The sequence below is a fragment of the Bacillus sp. CR71 genome (assembly GCF_003429245.1).
Classification (GTDB): Bacteria; Bacillota; Bacilli; order Bacillales; family Bacillaceae_G; genus Bacillus_A; species Bacillus_A thuringiensis_S.
Genome location: NZ_CP031748.1, coordinates 593,468 through 615,418, shown reverse-complemented (window position 1 = coordinate 615,418; position 21,951 = coordinate 593,468). Strand labels below are relative to the sequence as shown.

Sequence of the window (21,951 nt, the reverse complement as noted above, 5' to 3'; positions counted from 1 at the left end):
CTAATAAAATTTTTTTGAAAAAGAGTAGTTTCATATTAGCATTATGTTTTCACTATTAATATACTAAAAATTCAATTAATTTATTTCTCAAGTTTTGTAGAATTTTGAGGAACAAATATTGAAAAACCCCCTTCCGATTGGAAAGGGGTTTCTGTTAAGAATTTATTAATTCTACTACTTTTTCTCCTTGACCATAAATATCCGATGTCCAAGCATATTGCGGTTCCAATACCACTAATACAGCTACCAAAGCCAAAGCACCAATAATTATTTTTTTCATATTATTTTCCTCCCTTTTCTTCTAATAAATTAATTGCTAATTTATAGTAGTTATTACTTTCCTTAAATTCTAGTAATTCCTCGTGATATCCTGCTAGTTCTAAATACACCATTTTTAATTCCTTTTTATTTTCTTCGCCTCTAAAAAATGGGATTGCCTCAACTTCTAAAAATCTTTTATAAACATCTTTCGTTTCAAAGTATTTATTCTTAAGCATTGAAAGTATATATAGCATACTTTTATACTTTTCATCCCTCTTGGCAACATCTATTCCTTTATTAATCCAATCTTTCGCTTCTTCAAATTCTTTTAATTCAATACACTGCAAAGCGATCTCATACACTGCATCAATATAATTTAAATCCTCTTCCTTTTTGTACTTTAGGCATTGTAAATAATAATCTTTTGCTTTTGAATAATCTTTTAAGTTATAGTACAAGAAGCCTAAATTATTTAAAGCAATAGCTGTTATACTTTCTTTATCAGCAAAAGAATTTGCTTCCCTCAAAATATTATTATAAATAGATAGTGCTTCATTATATTGCTTTTTTTGTATATAACTCAACGCAATAAGTAACTGGCAATTTATCACATAACGGAATTTATATTCATTCTTAAATCCTTCCATTGCTACATTAGCAAAATGTAAAGTCATATGTTCAACTTCTAATTCATTATAAACAAGAGCCAAATTGAAATATATTCCATTCTCATGATAACCTTGTTCCTTTGCCATTACTTCTGTTCGAGTCAAATACTCCAATGCCTTCTTATATCTATGTTGTAAAAAATAATATAACCCTTTGCTATACGTATATAATAATTTTTGGAATGGTGAATACTTTTTGTACATCTTCTTTAAGCTCTCTAACTCTTTTTCGACAGCAGGAAAATCCCTTTTCATAATTAAATAACGTGTATACAGCAGTTTATAATAATTTATAATTTCAAAATCCAACACATGCTTCATTTCACCTTGTAACTCTTCATATATACGTTCTACTTGTGGCTTGTCCAAATGAACTAGTGCATTCAGCCATTCATCCAACTTCCCCTTCACATCTTCTTCTACATCCCTCAAATCCGTCACGGCAATTTCTAACCTTGTGCAGAGCAATTGTAGAATTTCTTCTGATGCTTCGATCTTTCCATTTTCGATTTTACTTAAGTATGAGACAGAACAAATGCCCTGACATAATTCTTCTTGTGTCATTTTTTGCTGAAGCCGTTTGTAAAAGACTTGTTTGCCTATTTTTTCTAATGTTTGTTGCATTGTCCTCCTCCATTCTCATTACCCCATTACTCTAATAATACATAAAATCTGGAGAAATATAAATTGATAAATATAAATTTTCTAAAAAATATGCATAATTTCATTTTTTTCTCTCTTGACTTCACTTCAATATCTCTTCTTTGCTACGAATGGTGAAAAATTGGTATACTATAACCAAATTATGGAGGTGTTCTCGCGATGACTCATTATAAAGACGATAGTTATGCCTTACATACAGACCTATATCAAATCAACATGGCTTATACATATTGGAAAGATGGTATTCATAATCGCCGTTCCGTGTTTGATTTATACTTTCGAAAGCTTCCATTCGAGAACGGTTATGCTGTTTTTGCTGGCCTTGAGAAAATTGTAGAGTACATAGAAAATTTCAGCTTTACTGAAAGCGATATCGCTTATTTAGCAGAATTACAATTTGAAGAAGAATTCCTTCATTATTTACAAAATATGAAATTCACTGGGACGATTCGTAGTATGCAAGAAGGTGAAGTTGTATTTAATAACGAGCCTTTATTACGCGTTGATGCACCACTTGGTGAAGCACAAATTATTGAAACCGCCCTCTTAAATATTGTGAATTACCAAACATTAATTGCAACAAAAGCTGCTCGTATGAAACATGCTGCAAGTAATGATGAGCTTTTAGAGTTCGGCACAAGACGTGCCCATGAGTTCGATGCCGCCCTTTGGGGGACACGCGCTGCCTTTATTGGTGGTTTCTCCTCTACAAGCAACGTTCGTGCTGGGAAACGCTTCGGGATCCCTGTAGCTGGCACACACGCTCACTCTTTCGTTCAAGCATATCGCGATGAATACGTCGCGTTTAAGAAATACGCTGAAACTCATAAGAAGTGCGTCTTTCTCGTTGATACATATGACACATTGAAATCTGGTGTTCCAAATGCAATTCGTGTTGCAAAAGAATTTGGGGATCGTATTGATTTCTATGGTATACGTCTTGATAGTGGTGATATGGCTTATTTATCGAAAAAGGCACGAAAACTACTAGATGAATCAGGGTTTACAAATACAAAAATTATCGCTTCTAGCGATTTAGATGAATACACAATTATGCACCTTAAATCTCAAGGGGCAAAAATTGACGTATGGGGTGTTGGGACAAAATTAATTACGTCCTTTGAGCAACCTGCATTAGGGGCTGTTTACAAACTAGTTGCGATTGAAGATACTGCCGGAAAATTAAATGATACGATTAAAATTTCATCTAATCCTGAAAAAATTACCACTCCAGGACTGAAACGAATTTATCGTATTATCAATCGGGTTAACGATCATGCAGAAGGCGATTATATTGCGTTAGATTCTGAAGAACCTGGAAAAGAAGAGCGCTTAAAAATGTTCCATCCAGTTCACACATATATAAGTAAATTCGTAACAAACTTTGAAGCCCGTGAACTCCATAAAGACATTTTCGTTAACGGTGAAAGAACATATGAACTACCAAGTATATTAGATATTCAACAATATAATGAACAGAGTCTCGCTCTATTTTGGGAAGAATACATGCGAACTTTAAATCCCGAAGAGTATCCTGTCGATTTAAGCCAAGAATGTTGGGATCATAAAATGAATTACATTCAAACTGTTCGAGAACAAGTTGAAAAAAACATACAAAAGTAAACAGAGAAGTTTCTCCTTCTCTGTTTTTTCAATACTATATGGATATTTGTAAAAAATATATTAAAATAATACGACGAATGTTTTTTATTTGTAAATTTTAATATCATATTATTCAAAAGTAAAATAATATTTGATATTATTTTATTAAATCAATTTCAACAAAATAACCAATAAAAAAGAGGACGCAGGTTGCGTCCTCTTTTTTATAAATCTTTCACTCGTAATACACGCATTGCATTTAACACTGCAAGTAGTGTCACACCAACATCTGAGAAAACAGCTTCCCACATTGTTGCAATACCAAAGGCACCAAGTAATAGAACGATCCCTTTTACACCTAAAGCAAAGATGATATTTTGCCACACTATACTTCTTGTGCGTTTTGCAATTTTTACAGCTGTCGCAATTTTTGAAGGCTCATCAGTCATAATAACGATGTCTGCCGCTTCAATTGCTGCATCTGATCCTAAACCACCCATCGCAATACCAACGTCTGCACGGGCTAATACTGGTGTATCGTTAATACCGTCACCAACGAAGGCAATTTTTTCTTTTCCATGCTTCGCTGCATCAATTTTTTCAATCTCTTCTACTTTTTGTTGCGGTAGTAATTCCGCATGAACTTCATCTAAGCCTAATTCTTTACCGACAGCTTCACCAACTGTTTTTGCATCACCAGTTAACATTACTGTCTTTTTAATACCTAGTTCTTTTAACTTTTGAATCGCTTGTTTCGAATCCTCTTTTACCTCATCAGAAATAACAATATAACCTGCATATTTTCCATCTATAGCAACGTGAACTAATGTACCTACTGTTTCTGGTTGTTTAAATTCAATATTTTCTTTTCTCATTAATTTTGCATTACCTGCAAAAATTTCTTTTCCTTGTACTTTTACGACTGTACCGTGACCAGAAATTTCGTTATAATCATCGATTATTTTTTCATCAATTGATTTTCCATATGCCTTTCGAATAGATTGGGCAATTGGATGGTTAGAATACACTTCAGCAAATGCCGCATACTCTAATAACTCTTCGCTTGTAGTACCTTCGCTCGGTTCCATTTTTGTAACTTTGAAAACACCTTTTGTTAATGTTCCTGTTTTGTCAAAAACAATATATTTTACATCATTTAAAGCTTCTAAATAGTTACTACCTTTTACTAACACACCACTTTTAGATGCACCACCGATACCTCCAAAGAATCCAAGAGGAATGGATACAACTAACGCACATGGACAAGAGATTACTAAGAACACTAAAGCTCTATAAATCCACTCAGAGAATGTAGCCCCTTCTAAAATAAGCGGTGGAATAAACGCCATGATCGCCGCTGTAATAACTACAACTGGAGTGTAGTAACGCGCAAACTTCGTAATAAAGTTTTCTGTTGGTGCTTTTTTACTGCTTGCATTTTGAACTAAATCTAAAATTTTCGATACAGTTGATTCACCAAACTCTTTTGTAACTTCAATTGTTAATACACCGTTTTGGTTCACAAAGCCACTTAATACATCATTTCCAACTTCAACTTCACGTGGTACAGATTCACCAGTTAATGCTGAAGTATCTACCATTGATGTTCCTTCAATTACTTTTCCGTCTAATGGTACTTTCTCACCTGGCTTAACGATAATATAATCGCCAATTTGTACATCTTCTGGTGATACTTGTTTCGTTTCATTTCCAACCTTTACATTCGCATAATCAGGACGAATATCCATTAATGAAGTAATTGATTTTCGAGAGCGGTTTACCGCAATGCTTTGGAATAGTTCTCCTACTTGATAAAATAGCATTACTGCTACAGCTTCTGAATATTGCTGAATTGCAAAAGCTCCTACAGTTGCAATTGCCATTAAGAAGTTTTCATCAAATACTTGGCCACGAGTTATGTTTTTTACCGCTCTCCAAACGATATCTCCACCTATTAATAAATAAGCAAGGACGAATAACGGAATTGTTACCATTTGTGGTAAGCCCGCTAATGCAGCAATTGCCGTCAAAATTCCGCCAACCACTAATCTCCCTACCATCTTTTTCACATTTGCTTCACCATGATCGTGACTATGTCCGTGGTCATGACCGTTCTTCTCTTCACGAACAACTTTCACATCTGGCTCTAACTTTTGAACGACATTTGTTATATTTGCTACAGTCGCTTCTAGTTCTCTTTTATTCGCAACTTCTACTCGTAGTTTCTTCGATACGAAATCAACAGTTGCTTCTGAGACAGCTGGCATTTCCTTAACTTTATTTTCAATTTTCATTGCACAGTTCGCGCAATCTAAACCTTCTAATATAAATACTTCTTTAGCAATTTTATTTTTTTGTTCTTCTTGCACTTTAATATGCGGTTCTAATTTTGTAACGAGTTGTTTTGCTTCCGTAACAACTTCGTTTTCTTTATTTTGTGCTGTTTCTAAGATCATTGTCTTTGTTGCGAAGTTTACAGAGCAAGAATTTACTCCTTCTATATTCCCAACACCTTTTTCAATTTTCATTGCACAGTTCGCACAATCTAAACCTTCTAACATCAATTTCTTTTTCACTAATGCTTCAGCCATCGTTCTCCCTCCTCGCGTTCTTTTTATTCTTCTTCGTTTACGTGCTCAAACGCTTGCTCGAAGATATGAATTACGTGCTGATCAGCTAACGAATAATAAACAACCTTTCCTTCTTTACGATTCTTTACAAGTTTCGCTTGCTTTAACACACGAAGCTGATGCGAAATAGATGATTGTGTCATTCCTAATAAATAAGCTAAATCACAAACGCACATCTCAGCTTCAAATAGCGCATGTAATATTCTCGTACGTGTACGGTCACCTAATACTTTAAATAGTTCTGCTACTTTACTTAAACTTTCATCAGTTGGAATTGTTTGTTTTACTTGCTCAACAACTTCTTCATGAATTATCGTTTGAGAACATGTCTCTTGTGGTGTTTCTACTTTATTTCCAGCCATTATAGCTCACCTCTTTAATTGAACATATGAACAATCATTCATATATTTTATACTCTTATTATATGAGCACCTGCTCATATGTGTCAATGAAATCTGAATTTTTTTATGAACATTTTAATAAGGCATATACATATTTTCCGCATCCTCTATATTCTCATACAAAAAAGGATGCACAAGTCGCACACCCCTTTTTTTCATATTCCGACATAAAAATTCAACAAAGTAATATATGTTCCCTTTATTTCAACAAAAGAAAAAGCCTTGCGCGCTCCCTAGACGCACAAGGCTTACTGTGTTATATCCCTTTAATTAGCTTGATCTAAATTATCCTGCGAACTGCTATCGTCTTTTAAATGACTATGTTTTTTCGAATAAACAAAGTATACAACTACTCCAATTGCTAACCAAATACCAAAGTATATCCATGTTGTTAACGGTAAATTTACCATTAAGAATAGACAACATGCAATTGAAATAATCGGTAAGATCGGTACAAGTGGTACCATAAATCCACGTTGTAATTTCGGATGCGTTTTACGAAGAATGATAACAGTTACACCAACCATGGCGAATGTTAATAACGCTCCAATATTCGCTAAATTCGACAATTCTTTTAAATCGATAAATCCAGCAATTAAAGCACTACCAATTCCTGTTAACCAAACTGAAAATGTTGGCGCTTCAGTCTTCTTGTTAATTTTCGCAAAAGATTTTGGTAATAAACCATCACGGCTCATTGCGAAGAATACACGTGTTGTCGCATAAATGTAAGCGAAAATTACAGCCATAATACCAATTACAGCTCCAATTGCAATTACACCAGCCACTTTATCTTGTCCTACAACTTCTAACACATACGCCATAGCTTCAGGTACATCTAATTCCTTATAAGAAACCATACCTGTCATAACGAGACAAACTACAACATAAATAATTGTACAAATAACTAACGAAGCAATAATACCAATTGGTAGATCACGTTGCGGATTTTTTACTTCTTCAGCAGAAGTTGCTAATGCATCAAATCCTAAGAAAGCAAAGAATACTGCTGCTCCCCCTGCGAACACTCCACTTAAACCGTAAGGTGCAAATGGTATCCAGTTTTCTGGTTTCACGTAGAATACACCAACTGCAATGAATAAAACAACAATACCAATTTTAATTAATACCATTATGTTATTCACACGCTTACTTTCTTTCGTACCTCGTGATAATAACCAAGTTATCACTAACGTAACAATAACTGCTGGTAAGTTTACCATACCACCTTGCGCTGGAATCGTTAGCAACGCTTTCGGAATTTCAAGTCCCAGCCCACTCACTAAATTATTGAAATAACCCGTCCATCCGCCAGCTACTGCGGCAGTCGTTACGACATATACGGATAACAATGTCCATCCCATTAAATGAGCAACAAACTCACCAATTGTTGCATACGAATATGTGTACACACTACCTGAAACAGGAAGTGTAGATGCAACTTCTGCATAACATAATGCTGCAAATCCACAAACAATTGCTGCAATCATAAATGAAAAAATAACTGCTGGACCAGCATCTCTTGCTGCTACTAATCCAGTTAATACTAGAACTCCTGTACCAATTATCGCACCAATCCCTAGCATTGTTAGGTCAAATGCCCCTAGCGTTTTCGTCAAAGTTTTACTTTTACTTTCCCCTAACAATTGCGTAACGGATTTCTTTTTAAATAGGTTGGCCACGATGTATGCCCCCTTTTGCCAAGAAGAGCTAAGAGATCTTCACTCTTAGCTCTTATCATGTTGTTTTATATATTGTTCGATTTTGTTTTGTATAATGCTTCTATTAGCAAGATACTGTCTTTGCTTCTAATAATTCTTTAGCACCTTTGTACTCTACACCGTGAGCTTCTGCAACTGCTTCGAATGTTACATAGCCATCTAATGTGTTAATACCTTTTAGTAATGCAGAGTTACCTAGGCAAGCTTCTTTGTAGCCTTTGTTAGCAATTTGTACTGCATATGGTACTGTTACGTTTGTTAATGCAAGAGTTGATGTACGTGGAACCGCACCTGGCATGTTTGCAACTGCATAATGAACAACGCCGTGTTTTTCGTAAGTTGGGTTATCATGAGTTGTAATACGGTCAGTTGTTTCGAAAATACCACCTTGGTCAATCGCGATATCTACAACAACAGAACCTGGTTCCATTGATTTAATCATTTCTTCTGTTACAAGTTTTGGAGCTTTTGCACCTGGGATTAATACTGCACCGATTACAAGATCAGACTCTTTAACAGCTTCTGCAATATTGTAAGGATTAGACATTAAAGTTTTTACTTGGTTTCCGAAAATGTCATCTAATTGACGAAGACGTTCTGCGCTTAAGTCGATGATTGTTACATCCGCACCTAGTCCAACTGCAATTTTAGCAGCATTTGTACCAGCTTGTCCACCACCGATGATTGTTACTTTACCACGTTTAACCCCTGGAACACCTGCAAGTAAGATACCTTTACCGCCTTTGTTTTTCTCAAGGAATTGTGCACCAATTTGTGCAGCCATACGACCAGCTACTTCACTCATAGGTGCAAGTAATGGTAATGAACGGTTTTCTAATTGTACTGTTTCATATGCGATAGAAACAACTTTTTTCTCGATTAAAGCTTTTGTTAATTCTGGCTCTGGAGCTAAGTGTAAGTATGTGAACAAGATTAAGCCTTCACTGAAGTGTTTGTATTCGCTTTCAATTGGTTCCTTAACTTTCATAACCATTTCCATGTTCCAAGCTTCTTCAGCTGTATCAACAATTTTTGCTCCCGCTTCAACATACTGAGCGTCTGTGAAACCAGATCCTAAACCTGCACCCTTTTGAATGAATACTTCGTGATTGTTACGAATTAAATGTACAACACCTGCTGGTGTCATTGCCACACGGTTTTCGTTGTTTTTAATTTCTGCTGGTACCCCAATACGCATAATGAAATGCCCCCTTATAATTAACAGAAAAAAGAGATTCTTTTTTCTTTTTGTAATAATTAATAACTTATGTCCTTATTCTAGCATAACTTAAAAGTTATGAAAACGCTAACATACCATTTTCCTAAAGTTTTTATATTTAGAATAGTGTAAATATATAAAACATTGATTCTATTAGGGGTTTTGTGTCATTCCATTATCTTTCACTCTATTTTTATTATACTATTTCAAAATAAACAGCAATCATTTATTATTTGACAATAATTTAACAATGTAAGAAACCTAAGCGATAACGTATACATATACAGTTATTACTTTACTCAATACTTTAGAGATATATTCTTTTCACAAAAAAACAGCTGCTAGCATTTAGCTAGCAGCTGGGTAACTTATAAATAACTTAGAAAATAAATCATCTGTCGTTTCAGTAATTTTATCAAACAGATCACTTTCTTCCGCTTCTTGCTCTTTTAACATCTTAATTGTTTCACGTGCATCTTCAGGATAATCGGTTATGATACCATCTACGTTTAACTTATAATATGCCTTTAAATTTTCCATATCATTTACTGTCCATACGTAAATTGGTTTGTTTAACTTCCTTGCTTCTTTTACTAATTTCTTATTTAACATATATTCTTCTGCTACGTAAAAGTCAGCCTTCACATTCTTTAAGTTAGCTCTACTTGCATACAATATATACCCTACTTTTATATCTGGATTTGCACGTTTAAACTCTTTAATAAGTGGATAGTGTAACGTTTGAATTACACATTGCTTCTCAAATTCATTATCTTTAATCGTTTTTAAGACTTTGTTTACAAAATCTTTTTCGCCCCCATGAAGCTTCACTTCTATATTAAGTTTGATTTTGCCATTTGCTAGCTTAATGATTTCATCAAGTGTACTTATTTGTCCTGAAAGTCCATCTTGACTAAGGGTAAGCTGCCTTAACTCAGCCATCGTTAAATCTGACACATGCACATTGGCATTGGCAAGACGCTTCAGCTTCAAATCATGTATAACCGCTAGTTCACCGTCTTTCGTTTGTAATACATCTATTTCAGCGTAGTCTGCTTTTGCATCAATAGCACCTTGCACAGCTTCTTTCGTATTTTCTACGCCTTTTGATATATACCCGCGGTGCGCCATAATAATTGGTTCTTTATACGAATTTGAAATAAACGTTACAATGAAGGCAACAACCATTCCAGCAGTAATAATCCCCACAATATATACGCCAATAAATTTCCAACGATGTTTTTGGAAGAAACATTTATCTGCTTTCGTTTTCGAATAATCTAATCCTTCTTCTAATAAAACATCTTCAACCGGTACCTTTTGTAAGTATAATCGCGTAATCGCCATAATATAAAATGGCGTCACGATAAAACTAAATAAATACAATGTACTCGTTAAAAATACAGAAATCGTTGATTCTGCTAATAATGCAAATGTTCCTTTCGGATTTGTAAATTCATAAACACCCCATAGGCACAATAAATATATTCCCAAAAATACGACATATACAATTCCAATTGAAATAAAAAATCCTACTAAAAAGAGCAGTACTTTAAAAAAGCTTTCCTTTACTAAAGTTGCACTTTTACGTGCTGCCACGCGAAATGATTTTTGCTCTAAAACAACAATAGGTAGAACGAAAATCCATCGAAGATTTATATACGCGACTACAGCAAAGAACGTGTAATAACCAACTTGTCCCATCGTTGTCTTAAACAGTTCTCCTGTAATGAAGTTAGGAATTTGAATTTGCGGGATTAATGCCGTTTCATATCCCATATTTAAAAGAGGCAACAATACGACAGCATATAAAATAAATCCTGGTAAGCAATATGTGAAAAGAGTAGGTAAATACGTTACCGTTTTATATAAAATCGGACGTAATTTCACCTTCTGTCTTTTATGAGCGAAATACGAAATAATAATAAGCACCGCAAATTCTGTAAAGATAAGAAACAGTGCTAACAATGACAAAATTACGATTGCTAAGATGCCATAAGGCGTCTTTAAAAACGCTAATAATTCATCATTTGTCGCATTTGCATAACCACCAAAATACAATAATTTATTAAAAATGATTCCAAATAGTGGAACAAACACAATCGCTGCTAATAATTTATAAGCAAGTTGAAAAGTTAATACATTCCAAAAAGCAAATTTAACTGTTTGAAAGGAATGTCTCATTACTCCTGGTATAGATAGTTTTTTACGGTGTTGCATATACTCCTCCAAATTCTAAAACGGTATTTGAGATGGATTCCATATTTCCAGTTCTAATCCATCTTTTTAATAATAATATATTCCGCTTAACATGAACACTCTTATACATATAATGAAAAAAGTGATGGCTACTTCCCATCACTTTTTCATTTATTCTATTTTTTCTCTAGCCCTTGTCCAAATGCTTTCAAGAAGCTAAAACCGAATGTAATAGCTCTATTGATATCTGGATCTTTTAATACTTTAAAGAAATCCATCACTTTTGTTTTTTTACCACAATTTAATTCATCTGTTGCAAATTGCAATCCTGTAACTAAACTTGACGTAATTTGCTTCGTTATTTCTGGGTCAACTGAAGATAACGCTTCTCCTGCCCCCATCATATTATTTAACGCATTTTTAACGGGTTCACGATTTAATTGCTCCACAGCGATTTTTGAAACATCTTCCTTCGCAGCAAGTAAACTAATTGCCGCATCTAATATACCAGCCTTCTGCAACTGTGCTAAAAGCTGCATCGTTTCTTCTACTGCTTCACGATTATTAGATAGCTCATTTAGAAGTTCATCTGCTACTTGCTGTTTCTGTTCTTCCTCTGTTACAACTTTCTTTTTAATTACAGTAATTTCTTTCGCCACTATCTCCGCCCCCTAGTCCACAAGTGATACGTATTGTTTTCTTTGCCATTTTTGCTCGATTTCAACACCGTTTTGCGGATTACGCTTTTTATCTCTCGGGTTTGAAGATGGTAACGGACGATTCCCTTTTTCACGTAGTACACGCATCTTTACCATCGTTTGTTTGTACGCTGGTGTACATGTATAAAGATCTGTCGCCGTTCCAGTTAAAATATTGATTGCCTCTTCATTTACCGTTGCATGCATCGGTAAATATAGCTCTTTCCCCGTTACACGATCTGTAACAAGTGCCTGTACTTTAATTTTCCCAAATGGTGATGCTAATTCTACAAGACCACCATCTTTCACATTGCGCTCTAGGGCAAGTTCAGGCGAGATTTCAACGAACACTTCAGATACTTTAGATAAAATACCAGCCGATTTATTCGTCATATTCCCTTCATGGAAATGTTCTAACATACGACCATTATTTAAAAGTAAATCATACTCATCTGGTGCTACAACTGGTGGTACCCATTCATCTAATGATAGACGAGCTAGTTTATCCGGGAAGTTAAATCCGTCCACATATAATAGCGGTGTATCACTGCCATCATGGCTACCCCAACATAAACTATTCCATCCTTCTAAACGATCGTATGTTGCCTGAGAATATAAAGGTGCAAGCGATGCGATTTCATCCATGATTTCACTTGGACTTTCATAATTCCAGTCCCCGCCAAGTGCACGAGCTACTTTTTGTAAAATCCACCAGTCTGGCTTTGAATCACCAAGCGGCTTCAATACTTCATATAATCTTTGAATACGGCGCTCTGTATTCGTAAATGTTCCCTCTTTTTCTAAGCTTGGTGCTGCCGGTAAAATAACATCAGCAAAACGAGCTGTTTTCGATAAGAACATATCTTGAACAACAAGGAAATCTAAATTCGCTAAAATATGTTGTACATGGTTGGCATTCGAATCTACTAAAGCCATTTCTTCACCCATAACATACATACCACGCAGTTTCCCTTCATCTGCCGCCAGTAACATTGCAATATTATTTAAGCCTGGTGCTTTCGGAATTGTAGTACCGTATGCTTTTTCAAATTTCGCACGGAGCGCATCATCTGAAACTGCTTGGTAACCTGGAAGCCAGTTTGGTAATGTTGCCATATCACAAGCGCCTTGTACGTTATTATGTCCGCGTAATGGATATGCTCCTGCACCAGGACGACGATAGTTACCCGTAACAAGCAATAGATTTGAAATTGCTGCTGAAGTTGTACTTCCTCCAGTATTTTGAGTTACACCCATTCCCCAAAGTACACAAGTACCATCTGCTTCATATACCATACGAGCCATTTCTTTCAGATTTTCTTTCGAAATCCCCGTAATTTCTTCTGTATAATCAAGCGTATACTTTTCTACCATTTTGCTATATTCATCAAAATTCTTCACATTTTCAGCTATGAACTTTTTATCGTGCCAATCTTGATCAATAATATATTTCGTAATACCAGCGAGCCATACGTAATCAGTTCCTTGGCGCGGATGAATGAATAAATCCGCACGCTCTGCCATTTCATGTTTACGAAGGTCTGCCACAATTAATTTTTGGTCATGTAATTTATGAGCACGTTTTACACGCGTTGCAAGTACAGGATGTCCTTCTGTTGGATTTGCTCCAACGATAATGACAAGGCCTGCTTCCGCAATATCTTTCACTGTTCCAGCGTCCCCGCCCATACCGACAGTTTTAAATAAACCGTCTGTTGCTGGAGATTGACAATAACGGGAACAGTTGTCTACATTATTCGTTCCATATATTTGACGGGCTAGTTTTTGCATAAGATAATTTTCTTCATTCGTTACTTTCGAAGAAGAAATAAACCCAAATGCATCACTTCCATATTCTGATTTAATATGCTGCATATTGGATGCAACAACTTCCAGAGCCTCTTCCCATGAAGCTTCAACAAACATATCTCCTTGGCGAATTAATGGCTTTGTAATACGATCTTCACTGTTTACAAAATCCCATCCAAATTTGCCTTTTACACATGTGGAAATACCGTTAACCGGCGCATCTGAAACAGGCTGCACTTTCAAAATGTGGCGGTCTTTCGTCCATACTTCAAATGAACAACCTACACCACAAAATGTACAAACTGTTTTTGTTTTATTCACTTTCGTCTTACGCATCGCAGCCTCTACTTCTGAAACTGCTAAAATACTACTATATCCCGGCTCTACATCCTTTACAAAATCAATCATCGGATCTAACACATCCGGTTTCAATCCTGTCATGAATCCAGCTTCACCCAGCATTGTTTTTTCCATTAACGCATTACATGGACATACTGTTACACACTGCCCACAACTTACACAAGATGAGTCATTTATACTTACACCATTGTCCCATATAACACGTGGACGGTCTAAGCTCCAATCAATTGATATAGTTTCATTCACTTGTAAGTTTTGACATACTTCTACACACTGCCCACAAGCAATACATTGATTTGGATCATATCGATAAAATGGATGTGACATATCCACTTCACACGCACTTACTTTTGGCTCATACGGATATTTCTGTTCCTCAATTCCCATCATATGTACTGTATTATGGACTTTACAGTTACCATTATTGTTATCACAAACGGTACAATACAATAGATGATTCTCTAATATTCGATCCATTGCCTCAGTCTGTGCCTCTTTTGCACGCTGGGACTGTCTTTCGATATGCATACCGTTCTCTAATTTCGTTGAACAAGCACGCAATAACTTTCCATTTACTTCTACAATACACGTATCACAAGTTTGAATTGGATCTACTTCTGGTACATGACAAATTTGAGGATGTTCCAAATTACTCTCGTTAAATAATTGTAGTATCGTCTTTTCACCTGATGCAGAAAATTCTTTACCATCGACGGTTACACGGACTGTCTGTTCTGCCATAGTTTCCCCTCTCCTTACAACCAACTGTACAACACAATTATGAATCCGTTTTCAAAATCGCATTACTGTACATATTTTTGAAACGCTCTACCCAAATACTTTCTTATGAAGTCGATTCTAGATGTTATAAGGTATAACTACGAAAGCTTGAAAATATCACTATTCTACAGTTCTATTATATCGTACATATACAATAATAACCAAAATAATCTGTGATCTTCTTGTTAATAGGTGTTTTTATTTTTTCCATTGTTTTATGATAAATGTGGGAGAGAAATACATATAAAAGGGGAATTAAATATGGGGCCTACGCAAGAGACTTATACAATTGTACGTTATCAATCTGGTACATTTTCAAAACAACTTGATGAGATTGTCACAGAATCTCCTATTACTATTAAATTGAATGGTGAAGAATATGTAACAGTCGTATGCACACCAAATTATATTGAAGATATGGTAATTGGTTTTTTAATTTCTGAGGGGATTATTTCTTCCTATAAAGATGTTGAAGAACTATGGGTTCAAAAAGATAACGGAATTGTCCATGTAAAATCATCAAAAGTGAATCCGCTCTATCAAACTTTATATAATAAACGATACATCACTTCTTGCTGCGGAAAAGGTAGACAAGGTTTTATTTTCGTAAACGACGCAGCAAAAGCAAAAGACTTACATGATATACATGTAAAAATTACTCCTGAAGAATGCTTTCATTTAATGAATACCTTGCAACAATCTTCTACTACATTTCGCCAAACTGGCGGTGTTCACAATACCGCGCTATGTGATCGAAACAATATCCTCCTATCAAGAATGGATATTGGAAGACATAATGCATTAGATAAAATATATGGTCATTGTTTGCGTAACGATATATCCATTAAAGGAAAAATCATCGCATTTAGCGGACGTATTTCATCCGAAATTTTACTCAAAGTTTCAAAAATCGGATGTGAAATTGTTCTATCTAAATCCGCTCCAACAAAACTGGCATTGCAACTTGCCCATGATTTAGGCATTACAGTCGTAGGGTTTATTAGAAATGAATCTTGTAATATTTACACACATCCAAAACGAATTGATGGCTATCAATCCAATGTTTAAAAAATAAATCCTCAATCGAGGATTTATTTTAGTTATAAAAATGTAACATATTAAACACTTGAATAGTTAACAAAGTTAATATATAATTTCATTACATAATTAAAACAAAACATTGTAGCATATATCTTTTCATTCTTTTACAAATTAAAAGAGAATACTAACAAAACATATACTCAATCTTATAAAAGTAATGGATTTATTTGAAATCCACCAGGGAGGTTACAACTATGGAAATTCGCTTATTAACAACAGAGGACGCAGAAATATATTTAAAAGTTTGTATGGAAGGTTTAACGAAAAATCCGGAAGCTTTTAGCTCTTCTTATGAAGATGTTTTGAAACATGAGGATCCTGTAGCTGCTATGGCTAAACGATTAAGCAATCCGGATAAGTATACTCTAGGTGTCTTCAAAGATAATGATTTAATTGGTATCGCTACTTTAGAAACAAAACCATTTATTAAACAAGAACATAAAGCAAAAATTGGCTCCGTTTTTGTTTCTCCAAAAGCACGTGGTCTCGGAGCAGGACGAGCTCTCATTAAAGCCATTATTGAAAACGCCGATAAATTACATGTAGAACAACTTATGCTCGATGTTGTAGTTGGTAACGCTGGTGCCAAAAAATTATATGAATCATTAGGTTTCCAAACTTACGGCGTACAAGAACGTTCATTAAAACATAACGGTCAATATTGGGACGAGGAACATATGGTTCTGTTCTTAAATGATTAATACTTCAATATAAAGTGAAACTTTACTCAGTGGGGGATTTTTCCATCCCCCACTGAGTATTAGCTGAACCAATCGGGCTTTTACGGGGTAGTTTTCCAAAAACATCTTTCTTAATAAGAAAGATGTTTTTTTGCATTACAACAATGTAATCTTCATGTCACCTTTATCGATCGTACCAATCCTTACCATTCATTATACTAAAAATATAAAGTGAAACTTTAATTAGTAAAGCACCAATCACAAAATGAACGTATAGCATTCAATTGATATGTAGAGGAGAATGTGACATGAAACAAAACAAACGAGCTGTTCTTTTAATATTTACTACAGCAATTGTAACTTCTGGTTTAGCAATTTTACCTTGGTTTATCATATAGGAATACTCCCCTAATAATGAAAAAAGCTGATTGCTTCTTAAGAAGCAATCAGCTTTTTTATTTTATAAAATCCCTAAAATTTTATTTACGCAACTTATAATAATAACCATAGATACGGCAACACACATGACAACCGTATTACGATCTTGCTTTTCTTTTTTTGAAATTTCTTCTTTTGGATTCATGTGTATGATCTCCTTTTAAAAAAAGTGTGAGATAGGAAATTTTTCTTATCCGATGCGAGGTGAATACGAAAACCCTCTCTATCTCACATACACAATAGAATGGAATTGTCATTTTATAAATAAAATGACATGACGTTATGTCGCAACATAGGGTATTTTGTGTCGCTACGTTTTCTATTATAAAAAATAGTTGTGCAAAACTAGTGCATTTTTTATGTCAATTACTCTGAGCGAAAAAATCAGCCCTCCATTCAATCACATAAAAAGAGTTTTTATCCTTTTCGGCAAGAAGACTCCATCTGATTTGTGTTACGGGTGAAACCCAACAATTCAGGTGGAGATGAATTGCCGTCAGTCAATAAGGCTGAACTTTTTTGTTTCTTTTTGTCTTACGATACAATCTACTCTTAGATAAGGAGGGTATAGATCGTAAAACAACGAAATTGAATAATGATAATCATTCGGTTACTTGAGCCAAAAGGAATTACGATGAAGACTATATTCACATTTTGTTCCGTTTCATTTCAAATATTATCTTAGGGAAGAAATAATTTTAATGAACTCTCTGAGAAAGGTGGTGAAAACAATGGTGAAAAAGAAAGCAGTGAAAGTATTACGCAAACAAAAGAAAAGAGAAAACATGCAACGATTCACGCAGAAACAAAATATCGGACGAGCTAGTCTGACTGCAAAAGAATTCCGCTTACTGCAACGCATGTCACATAGTTCAAAAGCATTGCGAAATGTTGGATTGTACACGATGAAACAAAGTTATTTGAACCATAATAAAATGGCTACTGTAAAAGAAGTAGATACCGCCATGCAAGCCGATATGAACTACTGGGGCGTGCAATCAAACTCTGTGCAGGCTATTCGTAGAGCCTTATATGCAGAAGTGAAGAGCTTTTTTAAGGCATTGGAAACGTGGAAGAAAAATCCTGAAGCATTCACAGGGCGTCCTAATTTTCCGAATTATTCTCATTCAACTGACAAACGAATCATTGAAATCTATCAAGTGCCAAAAGTGGATGATAACGGGTATTGGCTGATTCCGATGAGTGTTGCATTCAGAAAAAAATTCGGTTCCATTAAAATACGTATGCCGAAAAACTTAAGACATAAAAAAATCTCCTACATTGAGCTTGTACCGAAGCAAAAAGGTCGGTTCTTTGAGGTGCATTACACATATGAGATGCACGTTTCTCAAATGAAGAAAACATCCACGACTACGAATAACGCTTTGAGTTGCGATTTAGGTGTAGACAGATTAGTAAGTTGTGTAACCAATACAGGTGATACATTTTTAATTGATGGTAAAAAACTAAAAGCCACTAACCAATACTTCAATAAAATGATACGTAGTCTGCAACAGAAAAATGTTGAAAACGGAATTTCAAAACGAGTTGTAACGAACAAAATGGCTGCACTTTGGCATAAACGGGAAAGGCAAATAAATGGTTACATTTCACAAACTGTAGGCTTGTTGTTTAAAAAAGTGAAAGAATGTAGTGTAGATACGGTTGTAGTAGGTTATAACGCTGGTTGGAAACAAAAATCAGATATGGGAAAAAAGAATAATCAACAATTTGTTCAAATCCCGTTTCATAAACTGATTGCGGCAATTGAGAATAAATGTATAAAAGAAGGCATCCGGTTTTTCAAACAAGAAGAAAGCTATACTTCAAAAGCTAGTTTTCTTGATAAAGATCCGGTTCCAGTTTGGACTAAGGATGATAGGACACACTATCACTTTAGTGGCAAACGAATGACTCGTGGTCTGTACCAAAGTAAAGCAGGAACATGTATCCACGCTGATATTAATGGTGCGCTGAATACATTGCATAAATCAAAAGTGGTAGAATTGAAAGAGAATCTTAAAGTGAAAACGCCGATTCTATTAGAAGTGCAAAAACGTAAGGCTGTTGCTTCGCGCATAGCTTAGTGGGTGCGTCAACCATCCATATGTACTCGACTTGTCGGGGCTTGTAGCACACGCCAGATTCATCTGAGTGGTGGCTTCTTCCACAAGGGAGAATTGCTCTTTTTCGAAAGGGTGGTGCAAGTGGGAAAACAATCATTCGTTGCCAGTACCAACCAAAAACATACTTGGGGTGTTACCATAAGGTGGCATGAATGCTAGAGCGTCAAACTGTCTAGCGATGGACGAAAAGACCTAGCGTTCAAACTCAAGCCCCCACTGAAACGATTCATTTCAGTGGGGGTAGTTGACTATTTTCATGTAAACTATACAAGTAGAATGAACAGTTTGGGGTGCACAAGATTATGGTAAAAATTTTATTAGTAGACGATGAAGAACGTATGTTACGATTATTAGATCTGTTCTTAAGCCCTCGCGGCTATTTTTGTATGAAAGCTACCTCTGGCCTTGAAGCACTAAAATTAATCGAACAAAAAGAATTCGATATTATTTTATTAGATGTTATGATGCCAAGTATGGATGGATGGGATACTTGCTATCAAATTCGTCAAATTTCCAACGTTCCTATCATTATGTTAACAGCTCGCAACCAAAACTACGATATGGTGAAAGGCCTCACGATGGGCGCAGATGATTATATTACAAAACCATTTGATGAGCATGTATTAGTCGCACGAATCGAGGCTATATTACGCCGTACAAAGAAAGATGGCTTTGTTAGTTTCAATGGTATTGAGTGGGATAAAACGAAACATACTGTCACAGTTTATGATGAAAAAATCTCATTAACTCCTATCGAATTTTCGTTACTCGGATTATTTTTGCAAAATACAAACCGTGCTTATAGCCGAGATGATTTAATCGAAAAAATTTGGGGCTATGAAACAGATATCGAATATAGAACAATTGATTCACACATTCGTAATATCCGTGATAAACTACGCAAAAAAGGATTTCCAATTGAAGATTACCTAGAAACGGTCTATAAAGTCGGATATAAATGGAAAAGTGAATAATTACTTCGGTCAGTGGGAAATCGTATACTACTGACTCTTTATTATGAATAAGGTATGGTGAAAAAATGAGTAAACTTTCCCTTAAAATTGGGACATACTTTTTAATATTAGCTTTATGTATTGAAACAATTGCTTTCGTATCTTTTTATAAAAGCCTTTCAAAAATGCGTATTGTAGAGGAAACAGATGCTCTTTTAGAGAAAGGTAATCGCTATAGTAAAAAAATTAAAAGCCGCGAGAGACGGGATGAATATTATAAAGAAATGAAACACGCTGAACATAATAAAAATCCTAAACGTCCTGTGTATCCTGAGTTCGATATTACGAATGAGGCTGCACACTTAGTTGAATCGGAATCAATTTCTAACTCCGATATAGCTATCATTATTACTGACCATAACGGCAAAATTATTTCCACCTCAGAACCCGTAACAAAAGATATGCAAAAACAACTTACTTGTAAAACAGAAACTGTCCCAGACGGCGGATTGGTCGTTGAAAGAAACTGGAAAAAATCAAAGTTCATCACAACAGTAAGCCCACTTAACACAACAAAGTTTCAAGGAAAGCTATATATGCTATTAAAAACATCTTTCCTAGAAAATATGTTACTTAAACTCATGAACCAATTTCTTATCATTAGCGTTTTAACAATTATTTTAACAACAATTTCTGTCTTTGTTTTTTCACGCGTTATTACAGAACCACTTGTAAAAATGAAGAGAGCGACAGAAAAAATGTCAAAATTAAATAAACCAATTCAATTAGGTATTAAACGGAATGATGAACTCGGAAGTTTAGCAAAAACAATTGAAGATTTATCGAGTGAACTTACGTATATGAAAAAAGAGCGCAATGAATTTCTCGCTAGTGTCGCTCATGAACTATTAACTCCATTGACCTATATGAAGGGTTATGCAAAGGTAGCAAAGAGAGACTCTTTAACAAAAGAGGAGCGAGAAGAATACTTACAAATCATTGAGGATGAAACGGATAGTGTAACCGATCTCGTCCAAGATTTATTTATGCTTGTACAATTAGAACAACACCAATTTGTTATAAAAAAACAAAAAGTGCTTCTTCAGCCATTTTTAGAACGAATGGTTGAAAAAACAAAAACAACATTAACGAATAAGCAAATGCAACTTCATGTATATTGCAAAGATGATTTAGAAGTTTGTATAGACGAAAGACGTATGGAACAAGTTATGTTAAATTTATTACACAACGCTTATCAACATTCGCCAGAAAACACATCTATTACGATACGTGTACTCATGGAAACAGATTCTTTTACAATAAGTGTACAAGATGAAGGTGAAGGTATTCCTGAAGAAGATATCCCGCATATTTTTGACCGCTTTTATCGTGTCGATAAATCTAGAACACGAGCTACAGGCGGAAAAGGTATCGGGCTAGCTGTTGCAAAGGAAATTGTAGAATTGCATAACGGTTCTATTCTAGTAACAAGCCAATTAGGAGCGGGAACAAACTTTATAATCGAGCTACCTTTTGAATAATATGCGTGTGAAAACACCAGTAGTAGTAAACACTACTGGTGTTATTTTGTTCATAAAAACAGCTCATATAAGCTAAGCTTTTGAAATTATTCTTATTTCAA

16 protein-coding genes are annotated in these 21,951 nt (G+C 35.1%); 6 read left to right on the top strand and 10 right to left on the bottom strand.

The genetic code is table 11. The features are described 5' to 3' along the window. Positions 1 to 154: 154 nt before the first annotated feature. Positions 155 to 280, bottom strand: coding sequence for an NprX family peptide pheromone (locus DOS87_RS03155; protein ID WP_000720172.1), 126 nt, complete (start codon positions 278 to 280; stop codon positions 155 to 157). 1 nt (position 281) lies between these two features. After that, positions 282 to 1,553, bottom strand: a complete 1,272-nt coding sequence (locus tag DOS87_RS03150) for a helix-turn-helix domain-containing protein (RefSeq protein WP_001187951.1) — start codon at positions 1,551 to 1,553, stop codon at positions 282 to 284. Positions 1,554 to 1,751: 198 nt separating this feature from the next. On the opposite strand from DOS87_RS03150, the gene DOS87_RS03145 reads away from it, so the two are divergent. Further along, on the top strand, positions 1,752 to 3,215 hold the full coding sequence (locus tag DOS87_RS03145; protein ID WP_000150190.1) for a nicotinate phosphoribosyltransferase: 1,464 nt from the start codon (positions 1,752 to 1,754) through the stop codon (positions 3,213 to 3,215). A gap of 203 nt (positions 3,216 to 3,418) precedes the next feature. Here DOS87_RS03145 and DOS87_RS03140 read toward each other — a convergent pair whose 3' ends face one another. The 7 genes from DOS87_RS03140 to fdhF form a co-directional block, all read right to left on the bottom strand. Then, the gene (locus DOS87_RS03140) at positions 3,419 to 5,785 is read right to left on the bottom strand and encodes a heavy metal translocating P-type ATPase (protein WP_000796565.1); all 2,367 of its coding nucleotides are present in this window, start codon (positions 5,783 to 5,785) and stop codon (positions 3,419 to 3,421) included. A gap of 23 nt (positions 5,786 to 5,808) precedes the next feature. After that, positions 5,809 to 6,186 (bottom strand): ArsR/SmtB family transcription factor, encoded by a 378-nt coding sequence (locus tag DOS87_RS03135; RefSeq protein ID WP_000918378.1) that lies wholly within the window; start codon positions 6,184 to 6,186, stop codon positions 5,809 to 5,811. Between the two features lie 305 nt (positions 6,187 to 6,491). Beyond that, positions 6,492 to 7,907: an amino acid permease gene (locus DOS87_RS03130; protein WP_001284899.1), complete on the bottom strand. Its 1,416-nt coding sequence runs from the start codon at positions 7,905 to 7,907 to the stop codon at positions 6,492 to 6,494. A gap of 103 nt (positions 7,908 to 8,010) precedes the next feature. Then, positions 8,011 to 9,144: an alanine dehydrogenase gene (gene ald, locus DOS87_RS03125; RefSeq protein ID WP_001219743.1), complete on the bottom strand. Its 1,134-nt coding sequence runs from the start codon at positions 9,142 to 9,144 to the stop codon at positions 8,011 to 8,013. A 369-nt stretch (positions 9,145 to 9,513) separates the two neighbouring features. Continuing rightward, the gene (locus DOS87_RS03120; protein WP_001164710.1) at positions 9,514 to 11,385 is read right to left on the bottom strand and encodes a glycerophosphodiester phosphodiesterase; all 1,872 of its coding nucleotides are present in this window, start codon (positions 11,383 to 11,385) and stop codon (positions 9,514 to 9,516) included. A 155-nt stretch (positions 11,386 to 11,540) separates the two neighbouring features. Beyond that, positions 11,541 to 12,023, bottom strand: a complete 483-nt coding sequence (locus DOS87_RS03115; RefSeq protein WP_001040538.1) for a helical membrane plugin domain-containing protein — start codon at positions 12,021 to 12,023, stop codon at positions 11,541 to 11,543. A 12-nt stretch (positions 12,024 to 12,035) separates the two neighbouring features. Then, a complete protein-coding gene (fdhF, locus tag DOS87_RS03110) occupies positions 12,036 to 14,972 on the bottom strand; it encodes a formate dehydrogenase subunit alpha (RefSeq protein ID WP_000840671.1) in 2,937 nt (978 codons plus the stop codon). 300 nt (positions 14,973 to 15,272) lie between these two features. Here fdhF and fdhD point away from each other — a divergent pair, with 300 nt between their 5' ends. Both fdhD and DOS87_RS03100 read left to right on the top strand, forming a co-directional pair. Continuing rightward, the gene (gene fdhD / locus DOS87_RS03105) at positions 15,273 to 16,079 is read left to right on the top strand and encodes a formate dehydrogenase accessory sulfurtransferase FdhD (protein ID WP_000529230.1); all 807 of its coding nucleotides are present in this window, start codon (positions 15,273 to 15,275) and stop codon (positions 16,077 to 16,079) included. Positions 16,080 to 16,306: 227 nt separating this feature from the next. Beyond that, positions 16,307 to 16,813 carry a GNAT family N-acetyltransferase gene (locus tag DOS87_RS03100; RefSeq protein ID WP_000405874.1) on the top strand — a complete coding sequence of 169 codons (507 nt, stop codon included), beginning with the start codon at positions 16,307 to 16,309 and terminating at the stop codon, positions 16,811 to 16,813. A gap of 439 nt (positions 16,814 to 17,252) precedes the next feature. Here DOS87_RS03100 and DOS87_RS29985 read toward each other — a convergent pair whose 3' ends face one another. Beyond that, positions 17,253 to 17,375, bottom strand: a complete 123-nt coding sequence (locus DOS87_RS29985) for a hypothetical protein (protein WP_001068392.1) — start codon at positions 17,373 to 17,375, stop codon at positions 17,253 to 17,255. Positions 17,376 to 17,961: 586 nt separating this feature from the next. Between DOS87_RS29985 and DOS87_RS03095 the strand changes: the two genes are divergently transcribed. From DOS87_RS03095 to DOS87_RS03085, 3 genes are all read left to right on the top strand, one after another. Continuing rightward, positions 17,962 to 19,317, top strand: a complete 1,356-nt coding sequence (locus DOS87_RS03095; RefSeq protein ID WP_044783795.1) for an RNA-guided endonuclease TnpB family protein — start codon at positions 17,962 to 17,964, stop codon at positions 19,315 to 19,317. Between the two features lie 341 nt (positions 19,318 to 19,658). Next, on the top strand, positions 19,659 to 20,330 hold the full coding sequence (locus tag DOS87_RS03090) for a response regulator transcription factor (protein ID WP_000238957.1): 672 nt from the start codon (positions 19,659 to 19,661) through the stop codon (positions 20,328 to 20,330). Between the two features lie 65 nt (positions 20,331 to 20,395). Continuing rightward, positions 20,396 to 21,850: a HAMP domain-containing sensor histidine kinase gene (locus DOS87_RS03085; RefSeq protein ID WP_000041024.1), complete on the top strand. Its 1,455-nt coding sequence runs from the start codon at positions 20,396 to 20,398 to the stop codon at positions 21,848 to 21,850. Positions 21,851 to 21,951: the final 101 nt, after the last annotated feature.

Excerpts from the sequence above, each read along its gene's own strand:
- DOS87_RS03155 (WP_000720172.1), bottom strand. The coding sequence starts at position 280 with ATGAAAAAAATAATTATTGGTGCTTTGGCTTTGGTAGCTGTATTAGTG.
- DOS87_RS03150 (WP_001187951.1), bottom strand. The coding sequence starts at position 1,553 with ATGCAACAAACATTAGAAAAAATAGGCAAACAAGTCTTTTACAAACGG.
- DOS87_RS03145 (WP_000150190.1), top strand. The coding sequence starts at position 1,752 with ATGACTCATTATAAAGACGATAGTTATGCCTTACATACAGACCTATAT.
- DOS87_RS03140 (WP_000796565.1), bottom strand. The coding sequence starts at position 5,785 with ATGGCTGAAGCATTAGTGAAAAAGAAATTGATGTTAGAAGGTTTAGAT.
- DOS87_RS03135 (WP_000918378.1), bottom strand. The coding sequence starts at position 6,186 with ATGGCTGGAAATAAAGTAGAAACACCACAAGAGACATGTTCTCAAACG.
- ald (WP_001219743.1), bottom strand. The coding sequence starts at position 9,144 with ATGCGTATTGGGGTACCAGCAGAAATTAAAAACAACGAAAACCGTGTG.
- DOS87_RS03120 (WP_001164710.1), bottom strand. The coding sequence starts at position 11,385 with ATGCAACACCGTAAAAAACTATCTATACCAGGAGTAATGAGACATTCC.
- fdhF (WP_000840671.1), bottom strand. The coding sequence starts at position 14,972 with ATGGCAGAACAGACAGTCCGTGTAACCGTCGATGGTAAAGAATTTTCT.
- fdhD (WP_000529230.1), top strand. The coding sequence starts at position 15,273 with ATGGGGCCTACGCAAGAGACTTATACAATTGTACGTTATCAATCTGGT.
- DOS87_RS03100 (WP_000405874.1), top strand. The coding sequence starts at position 16,307 with ATGGAAATTCGCTTATTAACAACAGAGGACGCAGAAATATATTTAAAA.
- DOS87_RS29985 (WP_001068392.1), bottom strand. The coding sequence starts at position 17,375 with ATGAATCCAAAAGAAGAAATTTCAAAAAAAGAAAAGCAAGATCGTAAT.
- DOS87_RS03095 (WP_044783795.1), top strand. The coding sequence starts at position 17,962 with ATGGTGAAAAAGAAAGCAGTGAAAGTATTACGCAAACAAAAGAAAAGA.
- DOS87_RS03090 (WP_000238957.1), top strand. The coding sequence starts at position 19,659 with ATGGTAAAAATTTTATTAGTAGACGATGAAGAACGTATGTTACGATTA.
- DOS87_RS03085 (WP_000041024.1), top strand. The coding sequence starts at position 20,396 with ATGAGTAAACTTTCCCTTAAAATTGGGACATACTTTTTAATATTAGCT.